The following is a 13,737-nucleotide window of genomic DNA, read 5'->3' on the forward strand; positions in this document are numbered from 1 at the left end:
GCGGGACCGAATGATTCGAATGGAAGCCGGGAACTCCCCAGGGAGATTCCCGGCTTCCGTCGTTTCGGCGGGTCGCGAGACAGAAATCCGGCGAAAAGCGTGAATACGGACAATTCATTCATCGTTCGCAGATCTGCCGGGAGTGGAATGCAGGTCGGAGACCTGGGATAGGTTCGAGCAGCGTCCGCGGACATTCGCCGTCCGGACGACGCGGGTGTCGCAGTGCGGGCGGAATCGGACGGAAATCGGGATCGACGGGCGATCCCGGGGTGATAACCGGAACGAAGAGGTGGAGCGAGATGAGCAATCCATATGGACCGCCGGGCAGCGGCCAGCAGGGACCGGGCCAGCCGGCACCGGGTCAGCAGGGACCGGGTCAGTACGGCCCGTCGGGCGGGCCCTCGTGGGGTGCGCCCCAGAGCGGATCCCCCTACGGCGCACCCGCGCCGTCCCCCTACGGCCAGCCTCCGGCGCAGTCCGCGCAGGGTGGGCCGGGGCAGGGTGGGCTCGCGCAGAGTGGGCCCGGTCCGAGTGGGCCGGCGCAGGGCGGGCTCGCGCAGGGTGGGCCCGGGCAGTGGGGTGGCCCGCCGCCCCAGGCGAAGACCCCGCCTGATGTGGGCAGAATTCTTCCCCTGGTGGTGCTCGGCCTAGGGGTCCTCGCCTTCATCTGTGGCTTCCTGCAATTCTCCGGCTACAGCAGTCCCGGTAGCCCGTCGATCAGCATCACGGTGTTCGGAGGCGGGCCGGCCTACCTGCCGATCCTGATGCTGCTGGCCGGGTTCCTGGCCTACGCGCCCTCGCTCCCCGGTGGACGCGAATACCTCCTCCCGACCGCCCTGCTGTCGCTGGCCGGGCTGCTCGGTGCCATCGGTGCGATCTCGACCAGCGGCGTGTTGAACAAGTTCGCATCGGCCGGCGGTGTCTCGGACAGCACATCCACCGGGATCGGCATGATCCTTCTGCTCGTCGTCGCCGTCCTCCAGGCTGCGGCGGCCGGTTACGCCTGGTTCCTGAGCACCGGAGCATCCCGATCCGTCAGGACACCGTCTGCGGGGTCGTTCGGTCCCGCCGATCCCGGCTCGCCCAGCGCCCCGGCGCGTCCGGCCGCACCGCCGGCCCCGGCCGGGTTCGGTGGATACGGGACCGGCGGATACGGACCCTCCTCGGGCGGTGGCCCCGGCCAGACCCCGGACGCCCCGGCCTACAGCGGTTACGGCAGCGGTGCCTACCCACCTCCGGCCGGTCAGGGCTCTACCGGATACAGCCCGAATCCGTACCCGCCCTCCTCCCCGGATCCCCAGGTCCCCGGCGCGGCCGGACCGACCCCGGGGCAGACCGGTCCCGGCACGGGCCAGCACGGACGTGATGACGGTCCGCCACCGGACGTCACCCAGCAGGTGCGCTTCTGATCGCGGGGCGCCACGGACAGGTGGACCGGTAGCGGGGCGGGTGCGGTTTCGGGCGATCATTCGCGCGAACCTCACCCGCCCTTGGTCGTCCTCGCTCCGCAGGGTGACCACGGCGCCACCCGGATGCCGAACGGTGGAGACGGCGACCGTACGCAGAGTTGGACTATCCGTAGCCGAAACGGCGTGGCAGACCTGAAATGACGTCTCGAACGTGTGAGGGTTGGCGGCATGTTCCTCACCGACGTCGACGCGGATGAGGCCGGGAGCAGCCTGGACGAGGATCCCCGGTCTTCGACGGTGGCCGTGGTGGTTGCCACCGCGCTGAAGACAACACTGGCTGCGATGGCCGGATTCGTCCTGACCAGCGGGCTCGGCCTGCTGATCTGGGCGGTGACGCCGAGTTCCGGAAGTGGCCCTCTGCCCCTGCTGCGCGCCGGGATCTCCGCGTTCGCGGCCGCCAACGGCATGACCCTGAAAATCGGACGTTCCGGGCTCACCCTGCCACCGCTCATGCTGACGCTGGTGGTCGTCGCTCTCCTGACGACGGTGGTCGGACGAGGCCGGCTCGTCGCCCGTGGACGCGATCAGGAAGGTGCAGCTGTTGCGACGTCGGCCCTGTCGTGGGCGGTCGTGGTGACCGGAATCGGCGCGGAATTCGGTGGCGGGACCGTCTCGGCGGCCCAGTGGTGGCGGCCGGCGATGATGGCTCTGATCGTGGTGGGGGTCGCAACCCTGATCCGCAGCGACGGTTGGCGGTCGTTCCTGCTGGACCGCGTGCCGATGTGGGTTCCGGTCGCGGTCAGATGCGGCGCGGCGGCGGTGGTCGCCCTGCTCGGTGGGGGAGCGGTCACCCTCGTCATCGGGCTGATCCGGACCTTCGGCCATTCCGTCACCGTCCAGACCCTGGCCGCGCCCGGTGCGGCCGGTGGCCTCGGCATGGCACTGCTGGGCATCGCCTACCTGCCGAACGCCGTCGTCGCGGCGACCGGCTACTCCACCGGCGTCGGGTTCACCATCGGCAGCGGTACCTACACGCCGTTCGGGTCCTCGCCGGTCGAGTTGCCGGCCGTCTCCCTGCTGACCGCGGCCCCGGACGGGCATGCCTTCGCCAGGCCCACGCTGCTGCTCCTGGTCTTCCCGGTGCTGGCTGCGGCATTGATCGGACGGGGGGTGGTACGCCGACTGGACACCCGCCGGGACCGGCTGTTCGCGGCCGGCGGAGCGGCCCTGTTCGCTGCCGTTCTGTCAGCCGTCGTCGCCGAGGTCGCCGCCGGCGGCGTGACCGGCGGTGAGTGGTCGAACACCGGGGTGCCGCCGGTGCTGTTCGGATTGGTGGTCCTCGCGGGGTTCGGCGTCATCAGCGCGGCAGTGGTCGTGCTGGCCAAGGTGCCGGCGCGAGAGGTCGTCACCCTCGTCGACGCCGACATGGATGCAGCCGACGGGGCCGACGCATCGACCGATGTCGCCGTCGACGACGAGGCCGTCGATGACACTGCAGTGGACGAGGTCACAGTGGACGAGGTCACAGTGGACGAGGTCACAGTCAACGATGTCGCAGTGGATGACGCCGTAGACGAGGAGGCCGTCGTCCAGGCCGATACGGATGATGTTGTCGTGGACGAGACGGTCGACGAGGAGGATGTCGCCGGGGACAATGCCGACGACGAGGTCGATCCGACCCCGCCGGTTCAAGGGCCGTTGGAAGATCCTGGATCACTCGAGACCGAGGTTTTGTCCGACGAAGCGGTCGACGAGCGGGTGCCGACTGCAGTGGAGGCCGATCCGTTCGTGCCCTCGGGCATCCCGACGCCTCGGGAGGAAGACGTAGTGGCCGGCGAATTGGTCGATGCGGAAGATCCTGACGCCACACTGGCGGCGGGCCTGTCCCGTCGAGCCGCCCCCCGCCGCACCGGCTGAGCGGCCCGGAGCGCAAGGACCTGCCTGTCGATCCGTCCGCTGACAGTGCGTGCATGTTCCACTTGCACCATGACACAACCTCCACCGGCGGCGCCTGGATTCCAACCCCCGACCCGCGCCGAGTGGCTCAGCCGCACCGGGATCGCCTTGATCATCATCGGTTTCCTCGGGCCCGTCATCGCGGCCTCGGTTGCCGCCAACTCCTCCAATACCGGTCCCGCGATCTTCGTGAGCATCGCGGGCATCATTGCCGGGCCCATCCTGCTGGGCGGCATCGTACTGTGCGGGATGGCCACCATGATGAGGCCGGAGCCGAGGAATCCCACAGATCAGCGAGCGTCCCGGGCCTAGCAAGGTCGAGCCGCAGCGTCCTGCGAAGTGAGCGCGATAGCGCTCACTTCGCAGGACGCTACGGCTCCGGCGGGCGTGCTCTACCCTTGGCGTGGCCGACCCGCCGACGACGTGAAAGATTTCAGGTGCAATCCGAGACCGCCCCAGTGCCACAGCCTCAACGATTCGAGCCGAATCCGGACGGGCTCCGGGTGGTGGTACTCATCTCGGGCGGCGGCTCCAACCTGGCCGCCCTGTTGGCCAAGGAGCAACCCGAGCAGTTCGGCGTGCAGATCGTCGCGGTCGGTGCCGATCGGCACAGCGCCGGCGGGCTGCAACATGCGCGTGACGCCGGTGTGCCGGTGTTCGTCGAACGCATCAGCGATCATCCGGACCGCGCGGCCTGGGATCGCGCGCTGACCGAGACCACGGCCGCATTCCGACCCGATCTCGTGGTCTCGGCCGGATTCCTCAAACTCGTGGGCCCGCTTTTCCTGGCGCGTTTCCCCGGTCGCTACATCAATACCCACAACGCGCTGCTCCCTGCCTTCCCGGGGATGCACGGGCCCGCCGACGCACTTGCCTACGGCGTCAAGATCGCCGGTGCCACGCTGTTCGTCGTCGACGCCGGTGTCGATACCGGGCCGATCCTTGCGCAGACGTCGGTCCCGGTGCTGGACGAGGACACCGAGGAAACGCTCACCGAACGCATCAAGGTGGCGGAGCGGACACAGCTCGTCGAACAGGTATCTCTGATGGCCCGACACGGCTGGACCATCAACGGCAGAAGGGTCGTCACCAAGTGACTCAGTCATCCACGCAGGTCACCGCATCGGCGGAGGGGCGTCGCCGGATCGGCCGGGCCCTGTTGTCGGTGTCGGACAAGGCGGGCCTGCTCGAGCTGGCCACGGCGCTGGTCGACGCCGGTGTCGCCCTGGTCTCGACCGGCGGATCGGCGAAGATGCTGGCCGACGCCGGTGTCCCGGTCAGCAAGGTCGAGGAGGTCACCGGTTTCCCTGAATGCCTGGACGGACGGGTCAAGACCCTGCACCCGAAGATCCACGGCGGTCTGCTCGCCGACACCCGCAAACAGAGCCACCTCGACCAACTGCAGGAACTCGGGATCGAGACCTTCGAGCTGGTCGTCGTGAACCTCTACCCGTTCAGGGCGACCGTTGCCGCCGGGTCTTCCGTCGACGAGTGCATCGAGCAGATCGACATCGGCGGCCCGGCCATGATTCGCGCCTCCGCGAAGAACCACCCCAGCGTCACGACGGTGGTGGAACCCGGCGACTACCCGGCGGTCATCGAGGCGCTGACCTCCGGTGGATTCACCCTTGAACAGCGACAGGCGTTCGCGGCCAAGGCTTTTGCGCATACAGCGTCCTACGACGTCGCGGTCGCGACCTGGATGAATGCGGTCGTCGCGCCCGACCGGGACGGATGGCCGCGCTGGACCGGATCGACCTGGGAACGCCAGTCGGTGCTGCGCTACGGCGAGAACCCCCACCAGAAGGCGGCTCTCTATCGACACTGGCGTTCGGGCCTGGCCGGCGCGCAGCAGCTGCACGGCAAGGAGATGAGCTACAACAACTACGTCGACGTTGACGCCGCCTGGCGCAGCGCAAACGATTTCGCCGACCCGGCGGTGGCGATCATCAAACACGCCAACCCTTGTGGGATCGCGGTGATGACGGGCGGCGACGACGAGTCGATCGCTGCGGCGCACGTGAAGGCCCTGGCCTGCGACCCGGTCTCGGCGTTCGGGGGTGTGATCGCGGTCAACCGCCGGGTGACGGCGACCCTGGCCGAGCAGATCGCCGAGGTCTTCACCGAGGTATTGCTGGCCCCTGGCTTCGACGAGGCGGCCCTGGCCATCCTGACCAGGAAGAAGAACATCCGTCTGCTGGTGATGCCGGCCGATGTCGACACCGAGCCGATCGAGCTCCGGGGCATCTCCGGCGGGGTGCTGGCGCAGACCAGGGATGCCGTCGACGCGCCCGGCGACGATCCGGCCAACTGGACCTTGGCGGCCGGCACTGCGGTGGATGCAGCGACCCTCGCCGACCTCGACTTCGCCTGGCGCGCCTGCCGTGCCGTGAAGTCCAACGCCATCCTGCTGGCGTCCGACGGGGCTTCCGTCGGCATCGGCATGGGGCAGGTCAACCGGGTGGATTCGTGCCGCCTCGCGGTCGAGCGGGCCGGTGAGCGGGCCGCCGGTTCGGTGGCGGCCTCCGACGCTTTCTTCCCGTTCGCCGATGGGCCGCAGATCCTGTTCGATGCGGGTGTCAGAGCGATCGTCCAGCCGGGCGGCTCCGTCCGCGATCCCGAGACGGTGGCGGCAGCGGAGGCGGCCGGAGTGACGATGTATTTCACCGGTACCCGGCACTTCTTCCACTGATGACTTTCATGCTGGACGAGAACAACTACGTCGGTGAGGATTTCGTCGAGGTCGACCTGTCGGACCAGGAAATCACCGGAGTGGATTTCACGGAGTGCGATTTCTCCGGCGCAGTGCTGGCCGGCTGCCTGACGTCCAGGACGACGTTCACCCGCTGCACATTCGTCGGGGCCGAGTTGTACTCGACGAAGCACTCGGCCAGTTCTTTCGTGGGATGCGAGTTCGAGCGCACCTCGTGGGCCGATGCGGTGCTGACCGGGTGCCGTCTGCTGGGCAGCACCTTCACCTCGTGCCGCCTGACCGGTATCCGTTTCACCGAATGCGACCTGACTCTCGCGTCCTTCGCCGGCGAGAAACTCGCTGGAGCCGACCTTTCGGGTCTACGGATGCGCGAGATCAACTTGACCGGCAGTGATCTGCACGGTTGCGATCTACGCGGGGCAGATCTGGCCGGCGCACGGACGACCAGGGCGAACCTGAGCGGCGCCGATCTGCGCGGGGCCGTGATCGACGCGGCGACCTGGGTCGGGGCGACGCTGACCGGGGCCACCATCGATGTCGATCAGGCTGTTCTGTACGCCGCGTCGCACGGCCTGACTCTGGCCGGCGCGGACCGCTAGCCGGTCACCCGAGGGGTGCCGGGTGCCGCCCGGGCCGTGGCAGGATGAGGTACGTGACTGCGACGATCCTGGACGGTAGAGCCACCCTGACCGCGGTGAAGACCGAGCTCCGGGCCCGGGTGGCCGCATTGGCCGCCCGCGGTGTCGTCCCCGGGCTCGGCACCGTGCTGGTCGGCGACGACCCGGCGAGCCACTGGTACGTGGGCGCCAAGCACAAGGACTGCGCCGAGATCGGCATCAACAGCATCGCCAGGGAGTTGCCCTCCGGCAGTTCGCTGACCGACGTGCTGGCCGTCGTCGACGAGCTCAACGCCGATCCGACCTGCACCGCCTTCCTGGTGCAGCAGCCGACCGGTCTCGACGAGTTCGCCATCCTCTCGCGGGTGGATCCCACCAAGGACGTCGATGGGCTGCACCCCTACAACCTCGGTTCCCTGGTGCTGGGGCAACCCGGCCCGTTGCCCTGCACGCCGATGGGCGTCATCGAGTTGCTCCGCCGGTATGACGTTCCGATCGCCGGCGCCCACGCGGTGATCGTCGGCCGCGGTCTCACGGTCGGCCGGCCCCTGGGGCTGCTGCTGACCAGGCGCAGCGAGAACGCCACCGTCACCCTGTGCCACACCGGCACCCGTGATCTGGCCGGCCTCGTCCGTCAGGCGGACATCGTCATCGCCGCGGCCGGCGTGCCCGGTCTGATCACCGCCGACATGGTCAAGCCCGGCGCCGCCGTGCTCGATGTCGGCGTCAGCCGCGTCGACGGCAGGATCGCCGGGGACGTCGCCGCCGAGGTGGCGTCGGTCGCCGGTTTCATCGCCCCCAATCCGGGCGGGGTCGGCCCCATGACGCGGGCCATGCTGTTGGTCAACGTGGTCACGGCGGCCGAGCGTCTGGCCGGCGACGAGTGAAGAGCCGGGCCACTGCGGGGCGCGGGAGTGGTTGATATCCGGCTGATCAGAGCCGCACCGGTGGTGGTCGTCGTCCTGATCGGCGCCATCGGTCTGCTGTACATCGCCTCCGGCCATTGGCGCAGGGGCGCGGCCATCCTCGCGGCCGCGGCCGGAGTGGGCGCCCTCTCGCGACTACTGCTGCCGGAGCGGTGGATCGGGCCGTTGGCGGTGCGCGGCCGGACCTTCGACGTCGTCTTCCTGGGTGCGCTCGCGCTGCTCCTCACGCTCGCCACGACCGTCGGCTACTGAGGCGGATCCGCGCACAGCGAAACAGGTTCAGAACAACGGGAGCGCCGACGTCAGCGCGGCCGGAAGATCGGCGGGCGGGAGATCGCCGGCGGGTAGATCGCGTCCGGCGGCCAGGGCGATGAAGCGGGCCACCGCCATGGTGGAGGCGGCCGCGAGGGCCTCGACCGGCTGAGCAGCTTTCTCCGTCAGTAGCTCGCGCATCACCAGTGCGACGCGGCGAGAGGCGGTGGGCAGCACGGTCGGCGGATGGTGCGCGGGAAGGGAAGCGGCAAGGTCGCCGGCGTGGACCACGAGTTCGATCAATCGCGTGTCCAGGAAATCCGACAACAGCATCGGTCCCCGCTGGGTACTCACCACCCGGTCGAAAGCCCCCAGCCGGCCCAGGTGCTCCTGGGCCTCGGCGTTGGCCTCGTCGAGTCGTGCCAACAGCTCCGGCCCGGCGGAAGCACTGATCTGTCTGGCGATCTCGGAGATCTGGCCGGCCGTAGCGGCATATCCCGACAGGTAGGCCGAGATGGTCGACGGTCCAGCCCGGAAGCACGCTGTCGACCGACAGGTCCTCCGGGGTGAGGCCGTCGAGCCAGACGCGCAACGCCTGGAACTGGGTCGCGTAGACCATGTCCGACAACATCGCAGCCACCTGCCCTCTCGCTCGTCGGCCCGCGGCGTCGCCCTGCCGCAGGCGAACGGGACCGACGTCCTCATCATGGTCGAGAACCTTCGGCCGTTGTGGGAGGACCTACCGGACGGCGTGCGACGCGCCGTTGCCTAGCGACCGTGCGGGAGCCGGCCGGTGGGAATGACGCCGAGTCGGCCGGACTGGTAGTCCTCGAACGCTTGGATCAGCTCGTCGCGGGTGTTCATCACGAACGGCCCGTACATGGCCACCGGTTCCCTGATCGGGCGTCCGCCGAGGATCAGCAGTTCGACGCCCCCGCTGTGCCGGACGTCCTGGCGGTCGTACGCGGTCACCGTCAGGCTGTCGCCGTGTCCGAGTACGGCCAGTTGGCCGTCCCGAAGTGGCCTGCGATCCGGCCCGACTCCGGCCCGCCCGCCGAGGTTGTAGACCAGGGCGTTGTAGTCGGGCCGCCAGGGCAGGGTGATGCGGGCACCGGGCTGCACAGTGGCATGGATCAGCGTGATCGGCGTGTGGGTCGATCCCGGTCCGGTATGCCCGTCCATCTCGCCCGCGATCAGCCGTAGCAGGGCGCTGCCGTCCGCGGTGGTCAGCAGGGCGACCCTGGACGACGAGATGTCCTGGTAGGAGGGCGCAGCGAATTTCGAATCGGCGGGCAGGTTCACCCACAGCTGGAATCCGTGGAAGAGACCTCCGGAGGCCACCAACGCCTCCGGAGGGGTCTCGATGTGCAGGATGCCGGCACCGGCCGTCATCCACTGGGTGTCGCCTCCCCCGATCAAGCCGCCTCCGCCGTTCGAGTCAGAATGCTCCATCTGGCCGTCGATCATGTAGGTGACGGTCTCGAAGCCGCGATGCGGGTGCCAGGGCGTTCCCTTGGGCTCGCCGGGGGCGTATTCCACTTCGCCCATCTGGTCCATGTGCAGGAAGGGGTCGAGCTGGGCGATATCAACGCCCGCAAAAGCGCGTCGCACCGGGAAGCCCTCTCCCTCATAGCCTTTCGGCGCGGTGGTCACCGAGAGGACGGGCCTCGGGGTGGTCGTGGACGGGTCCGGCTGCGATACCCGGGGCAGGGTCAGCAGATCGGTGACGGTGCTCGCGGGCATCAGATCCTCCAGTGGTCGGCTCGACCAATGGTAGACCGATTTTCCATGCGCGTGCATGGGCTTGGTTCAAAGAGGCTGGTCGGGATCGCGCAGCCTGCGAAAGACTGCGGCCAGGACGCTGGCTTCCTGGTCGGTGAGCCGCTGCGCGAACTCCCGGTCGACGCCGGCCATGTGCACCTTGGCAGCGGACCGGAGAGCGGCGCGCCCGGCCCGGGAGAGCTTGACGATGACGCCGCGTCCGTCCTGGGGGTCGGGTCTGCGTTCGACCAGACCGGCCACCTCCAGGCGCTCGACCTTGCGGGACAGGCCGGGCTGGGAGATCAGCAGGCGATCCAACAGGTCTCGGTGCCGCAGGGCCCCGCCGGCCTCGGACAGCTGGACCAGCACGTCGTAGGTGCCCAGCGGAATCTGGCCCGCCGCGTCGAGGTCGTCCGCGAGCTTCTTGAGGATCTGTGCGTGCGCGTGCAGGAAACCCACCCAGGCGTCCATCCGATCCGCCTCGATCCTCAACGGACCGCTCATCAGCACCTCCTCACCCTGACCACCCGTGCACCCTTGGAGACCATTCCTACCACCGGGGACGGGCAGATGGGTGGTGGGCGCTCGTGGTCGGCGAGCCGGGATCCGCCGTCCAGCGGATCAGGGGTGTGCGCCGCGATCGCCTGATCCGCTGGACCTGCCTGCAGGCCGGCCCACCGGTCGGCGGTACCGTCTTGCGGCAGGTGCGAACCGGCGTGACGGGTTCTAGCAGTACGCTCATACTGGATAGAATCGACGCGCGACGCGAACAGTCGGCGTCGGGGTGCGAACAGGGCACCCGACGAGCACGACGGGCCGGCGGCGAACGTCCGGTGGTCCTATCAGGAGAGGCGTTTATTCAATGGCGAAGATCAAGGTGACCGGCAAGGTCGTCGAGCTGGACGGCGACGAGATGACGCGGATCATCTGGCAGTTCATCAAGGACAAGCTGATCCTGCCGTACCTCGATGTCGATCTCGAGTACTACGACCTGTCGATCGAGAACCGCGATGCGACGGACGACCAGGTGACGATCGATGCTGCCAACGCGATCAAGCAGTACGGCGTCGGGGTGAAATGCGCGACGATCACGCCGGACGAGGCGCGGGTCGAGGAGTTCGGGCTGAAGCAGATGTGGCGTTCGCCCAACGGCACCATCCGCAACATCCTCGGCGGCGTGATCTTCCGCGAGCCGATCATCATCTCCAACATCCCGCGGCTCGTCCCGGGCTGGACCAAGCCGATCATCGTCGGCCGTCATGCGTACGGAGATCAGTACCGCGCCACCGACTTCCGCTTCCCCGGCCCGGGCACCCTGAAGGTCGTGTTCACCCCGAACGACGGCTCCGACGTGATCGAGCGCGAGGTCTTCCAGGCGCCCAGTGCCGGTATCTCGCTGTCGATGTACAACCTCGACGACTCGATCCGTGACTTCGCCCGGGCCTCGCTGAACTACGGGCTGGCCCGCAACTATCCGGTGTACCTGTCCACGAAGAACACCATCCTGAAGGTCTACGACGGCCGTTTCAAGGACATCTTCCAGGAGATCTTCGATGCCGAGTTCGCCGAGAAGTTCGCCGCTGCGGGGATCACCTACGAACACCGCCTGATCGATGACATGGTCGCGGCATCGCTCAAGTGGGAGGGCGGCTACGTCTGGGCCTGCAAGAACTACGACGGTGACGTGCAGTCCGACACGGTGGCCCAGGGTTTCGGCTCGCTGGGCCTGATGACCTCGGTGCTGTTCACCCCGGACGGCGACGTCGTCGAGGCGGAGGCCGCTCACGGCACGGTGACCAGGCACTACCGGCAGCACCAGGCCGGCAAGCCCACGTCGACGAACCCGATCGCCTCGATCTACGCCTGGACCGGTGGGCTCAAGCACCGCGGCAAGCTCGATGGCACCCCCGAGGTCACCGCGTTCGCCGAGACCCTCGAGGACGTGATCATCAAGACCGTCGAGAGCGGCAAGATGACCAAGGATCTCGCCGGGCTGATCAGCCGTGACCAGGCCTGGCTGACCACCGAGGACTTCCTCGCCGCGCTGGACGAGAACCTCGCGGCCCGCCTCGCCTCCTGACGGGCAGCACCTGATGGGGGCCGGGCTCGACTGAACCCGGCCCCCCCGCGCTTATCAACTTCGCCCGCGCTCATGAAGTGGTCGACTTTTGTCCCACCAGCCCCAAAGCCGCGACGTTGATGAGCGCCGGCGAAGTTGATAAGCGCGTGGGGGGGCGGGGGGGGGCGTCGGGGGGGCGGCGGGCTTCGGTTGCGGAGGCTGGGTCAGGCGGAGGCAGGGGAGGTGCGGAGTTCCCGCCGGAGGATCTTGCCAGCCGAGGATTTCGGGATGACGGGGATGAACTCCACCCGGCGCACCTTCTTGTGCGGGGCGACGCGCTCGGCGACGTAGGCCATCACCTCGTCGGCGGTCAACTCCACACCCGCCTGGAGCACGACGAACGCCTTCGGGATCTCCTCGTGGTCGTCGTCCAGCACGCCGATGACCGCGGCGTCGGCGATCTTCGGATGGGTCAGCAGCACCGCCTCCAGTTCGGCCGGCGGCACCTGGTAGCCCTTGTACTTGATGAGCTCCTTGACCCGGTCGACGATGCTGACGTAACCCTCGGACGTCACCGTCGCGACGTCGCCGGTGTGCAGGAAGCCGTCGGCATCCAGGGTCTCGGCGGTCGCCTCCGGGTTGGCCAGGTACCCGACCATCACGTTCGGCCCCTTGCACCACAGCTCCCCGGGCGCGCTGACGCCGGAGGCCGGGAGGTCGATCTCCTCGCCGGTGGCCGGGTCCATGATCTTGCACTCCATGTTCGGCAGCGTGATACCGACGGTGCCCAGCGGGATGTCGTCGCGATTCTCCGGGATGGTGTGGCTGACCGGGGACATCTCGCTCATCCCGTAGCCCTGGCGGACGATGCATCCCAGGCGTGCGGCGACTGCGCTGCCCAGTGCCTGGTCCAACGGCGCCGCACCGGAGAAGATGATCCGGATCGAGGACGTGTCGTACTGGTCGACCATCGGGTACTTGGCCAGCGCCACCGCGATCGGCGGGGCGATGTAGAGGTACGTGGCCTTCAGTTCGGCGATGATCCGGAGGAACTCCGCGAGATCGAACCTCGGCATGGTGATGATCGGCGCCTTGTGGTGCAGCGCGCCGTTCATCAGCACGTTCATCCCGTAGATGTGGAAGAAGGGCAGGACGGCCAGGACGCGATCGTCGTGGCTCACGCCGATGATCGGGCCGCCCTGGGCGATGTTCGCCACCAGGTTCCGGTGCGTCAGCATGACGCCCTTGGCGCGACCACTCGTCCCCGACGAGTACGGCAGCACGGCCAGATGGGTGGCCGGGTCGAGGTCGAGTTCCGGCGGCGAGGCCCCGGTGATCAGCAACGAACGCAGGCTGGTCCGCCCGGGCAGCACGTCGGCGGACCCGTCGATCAGGATCACGTTCTCGGCGGGCATCCCCACGGCTGCGGCGGCCGCGTCGGCCTGCGGCAGGAACATGGACAGGGTGAACAGGTGCGTGGCCTTCGAGTCGGACAGCTGGCTCTCGATCTCGTGCGCCGTGTAGAGCGTATTGATCGTGGTAGCCGTTCCCCCGGACCTCATGATGCCGTGGAACACGGTGACGAAGGCCGGGATGTTCGGGCACAGGATCCCTGAAACCTCTCCGATGCCAGGGCCTCTCGCCGTCAGGCCACCGGCCAGGGCCAGGATCTGACCGGTCAGCTGACGGTAGGTGGTGATCGCTCCCGTCGCGCCGTCGATCAATGCCGGCTCGTCCTCGACGCCGGCGATGTCGCCGAACAGGTAGTCGAACAGCAGGGTGCGGGGGATTTCGACGTCAGGAAAGGGACTGCCGAAACTCATGGGTGACCTCCGAAGGGCTTCATCGACCTGACGGTCCTGCGTGCGGCAGGGCTCACGACGTACACACCCCGTACTGCGGTGCACCGCCGAGAATACTTGAACCGGTCTCGTCCGCATCCGACGTCGGTCCCGTCGTCAGTGGGATCGGCACGGGCGGGCCGGTTGCGACCGGCGCGAGGACGGAACTTTCGGCCTGCATGCGTGCCAGGGCCCGAGCGGCG

At 68.4% G+C, this 13,737-nt stretch carries 14 protein-coding genes; 10 read left to right on the forward strand and 4 right to left on the reverse strand.

Annotated elements, in window-relative coordinates; all coding sequences use genetic code 11:
• The first annotated feature begins 299 nt into the window (after positions 1 to 299).
• The 8 genes from H7F38_RS10635 to H7F38_RS10665 all read left to right on the forward strand — a co-directional run bounded on the left by H7F38_RS10635 (position 300) and on the right by H7F38_RS10665 (position 7,873).
• On the forward strand, positions 300 to 1,409 hold the full coding sequence (locus H7F38_RS10635; RefSeq protein WP_187094020.1) for a DUF5336 domain-containing protein: 1,110 nt from the start codon (positions 300 to 302) through the stop codon (positions 1,407 to 1,409).
• A gap of 228 nt (positions 1,410 to 1,637) precedes the next feature.
• Positions 1,638 to 3,326: a DUF6350 family protein gene (locus tag H7F38_RS10640; RefSeq protein ID WP_187094021.1), complete on the forward strand. Its 1,689-nt coding sequence runs from the start codon at positions 1,638 to 1,640 to the stop codon at positions 3,324 to 3,326.
• Positions 3,327 to 3,395: 69 nt separating this feature from the next.
• Positions 3,396 to 3,677, forward strand: coding sequence for a hypothetical protein (locus tag H7F38_RS25965; protein WP_255498328.1), 282 nt, complete (start codon positions 3,396 to 3,398; stop codon positions 3,675 to 3,677).
• Between the two features lie 146 nt (positions 3,678 to 3,823).
• Positions 3,824 to 4,462 (forward strand): phosphoribosylglycinamide formyltransferase, encoded by a 639-nt coding sequence (gene purN, locus H7F38_RS25970; protein WP_255498329.1) that lies wholly within the window; start codon positions 3,824 to 3,826, stop codon positions 4,460 to 4,462.
• Entirely contained in the window at positions 4,459 to 6,057 is a 1,599-nt protein-coding gene (gene purH, locus H7F38_RS10650; protein WP_187094023.1) for a bifunctional phosphoribosylaminoimidazolecarboxamide formyltransferase/IMP cyclohydrolase, read from the forward strand. The genes purN and purH overlap by 4 nt, the downstream gene beginning before the upstream one ends.
• Positions 6,057 to 6,677, forward strand: coding sequence for a pentapeptide repeat-containing protein (locus H7F38_RS10655; protein ID WP_187094024.1), 621 nt, complete (start codon positions 6,057 to 6,059; stop codon positions 6,675 to 6,677). Before purH ends, H7F38_RS10655 begins: the two co-directional genes overlap by 1 nt.
• 53 nt (positions 6,678 to 6,730) lie before the next feature.
• Positions 6,731 to 7,582 carry a bifunctional methylenetetrahydrofolate dehydrogenase/methenyltetrahydrofolate cyclohydrolase gene (locus H7F38_RS10660; protein ID WP_187094025.1) on the forward strand — a complete coding sequence of 284 codons (852 nt, stop codon included), beginning with the start codon at positions 6,731 to 6,733 and terminating at the stop codon, positions 7,580 to 7,582.
• A gap of 27 nt (positions 7,583 to 7,609) precedes the next feature.
• Positions 7,610 to 7,873, forward strand: coding sequence for a DUF3017 domain-containing protein (locus tag H7F38_RS10665; RefSeq protein WP_187094026.1), 264 nt, complete (start codon positions 7,610 to 7,612; stop codon positions 7,871 to 7,873).
• Between the two features lie 27 nt (positions 7,874 to 7,900).
• Here the strand turns inward: H7F38_RS10665 and H7F38_RS10670 are convergent, their stop codons facing one another.
• Positions 7,901 to 8,299: a hypothetical protein gene (locus H7F38_RS10670; protein WP_370531314.1), complete on the reverse strand. Its 399-nt coding sequence runs from the start codon at positions 8,297 to 8,299 to the stop codon at positions 7,901 to 7,903.
• An 88-nt stretch (positions 8,300 to 8,387) separates the two neighbouring features.
• Here H7F38_RS10670 and H7F38_RS25975 point away from each other — a divergent pair, with 88 nt between their 5' ends.
• Positions 8,388 to 8,645 carry a hypothetical protein gene (locus H7F38_RS25975; RefSeq protein ID WP_255498455.1) on the forward strand — a complete coding sequence of 86 codons (258 nt, stop codon included), beginning with the start codon at positions 8,388 to 8,390 and terminating at the stop codon, positions 8,643 to 8,645.
• Here H7F38_RS25975 and H7F38_RS10675 read toward each other — a convergent pair.
• Both H7F38_RS10675 and H7F38_RS10680 read right to left on the reverse strand, forming a co-directional pair.
• Positions 8,642 to 9,616, reverse strand: coding sequence for a pirin family protein (locus tag H7F38_RS10675; protein ID WP_187094028.1), 975 nt, complete (start codon positions 9,614 to 9,616; stop codon positions 8,642 to 8,644). The two genes, H7F38_RS25975 and H7F38_RS10675, sit on opposite strands and share 4 nt — an antisense overlap.
• Before the next feature lie 66 nt (positions 9,617 to 9,682).
• Entirely contained in the window at positions 9,683 to 10,138 is a 456-nt protein-coding gene (locus tag H7F38_RS10680) for a MarR family winged helix-turn-helix transcriptional regulator (protein WP_187094029.1), read from the reverse strand.
• 358 nt (positions 10,139 to 10,496) lie between these two features.
• Between H7F38_RS10680 and H7F38_RS10685 the strand changes: the two genes are divergently transcribed.
• Positions 10,497 to 11,714 carry an NADP-dependent isocitrate dehydrogenase gene (locus tag H7F38_RS10685; protein WP_187094030.1) on the forward strand — a complete coding sequence of 406 codons (1,218 nt, stop codon included), beginning with the start codon at positions 10,497 to 10,499 and terminating at the stop codon, positions 11,712 to 11,714.
• A gap of 203 nt (positions 11,715 to 11,917) precedes the next feature.
• Here the strand turns inward: H7F38_RS10685 and H7F38_RS10690 are convergent, their stop codons facing one another.
• The gene (locus H7F38_RS10690; protein ID WP_187094031.1) at positions 11,918 to 13,516 is read right to left on the reverse strand and encodes an AMP-binding protein; all 1,599 of its coding nucleotides are present in this window, start codon (positions 13,514 to 13,516) and stop codon (positions 11,918 to 11,920) included.
• Between the last annotated feature and the right edge of the window lie 221 nt (positions 13,517 to 13,737).

This window comes from Nakamurella sp. PAMC28650 (assembly GCF_014303395.1).
In the GTDB taxonomy this organism is placed as follows: Bacteria; Actinomycetota; Actinomycetes; order Mycobacteriales; family Nakamurellaceae; genus Nakamurella.

Excerpts from the sequence above, each read along its gene's own strand:
- H7F38_RS10640 (WP_187094021.1), top strand. The coding sequence starts at position 1,638 with ATGTTCCTCACCGACGTCGACGCGGATGAGGCCGGGAGCAGCCTGGAC.
- H7F38_RS10690 (WP_187094031.1), bottom strand. The coding sequence starts at position 13,516 with ATGAGTTTCGGCAGTCCCTTTCCTGACGTCGAAATCCCCCGCACCCTG.
- H7F38_RS25975 (WP_255498455.1), top strand. The coding sequence starts at position 8,388 with ATGGTCGACGGTCCAGCCCGGAAGCACGCTGTCGACCGACAGGTCCTC.
- H7F38_RS10685 (WP_187094030.1), top strand. The coding sequence starts at position 10,497 with ATGGCGAAGATCAAGGTGACCGGCAAGGTCGTCGAGCTGGACGGCGAC.
- H7F38_RS10675 (WP_187094028.1), bottom strand. The coding sequence starts at position 9,616 with ATGCCCGCGAGCACCGTCACCGATCTGCTGACCCTGCCCCGGGTATCG.
- H7F38_RS10655 (WP_187094024.1), top strand. The coding sequence starts at position 6,057 with ATGACTTTCATGCTGGACGAGAACAACTACGTCGGTGAGGATTTCGTC.
- H7F38_RS10680 (WP_187094029.1), bottom strand. The coding sequence starts at position 10,138 with ATGAGCGGTCCGTTGAGGATCGAGGCGGATCGGATGGACGCCTGGGTG.
- H7F38_RS25965 (WP_255498328.1), top strand. The coding sequence starts at position 3,396 with ATGACACAACCTCCACCGGCGGCGCCTGGATTCCAACCCCCGACCCGC.
- H7F38_RS10635 (WP_187094020.1), top strand. The coding sequence starts at position 300 with ATGAGCAATCCATATGGACCGCCGGGCAGCGGCCAGCAGGGACCGGGC.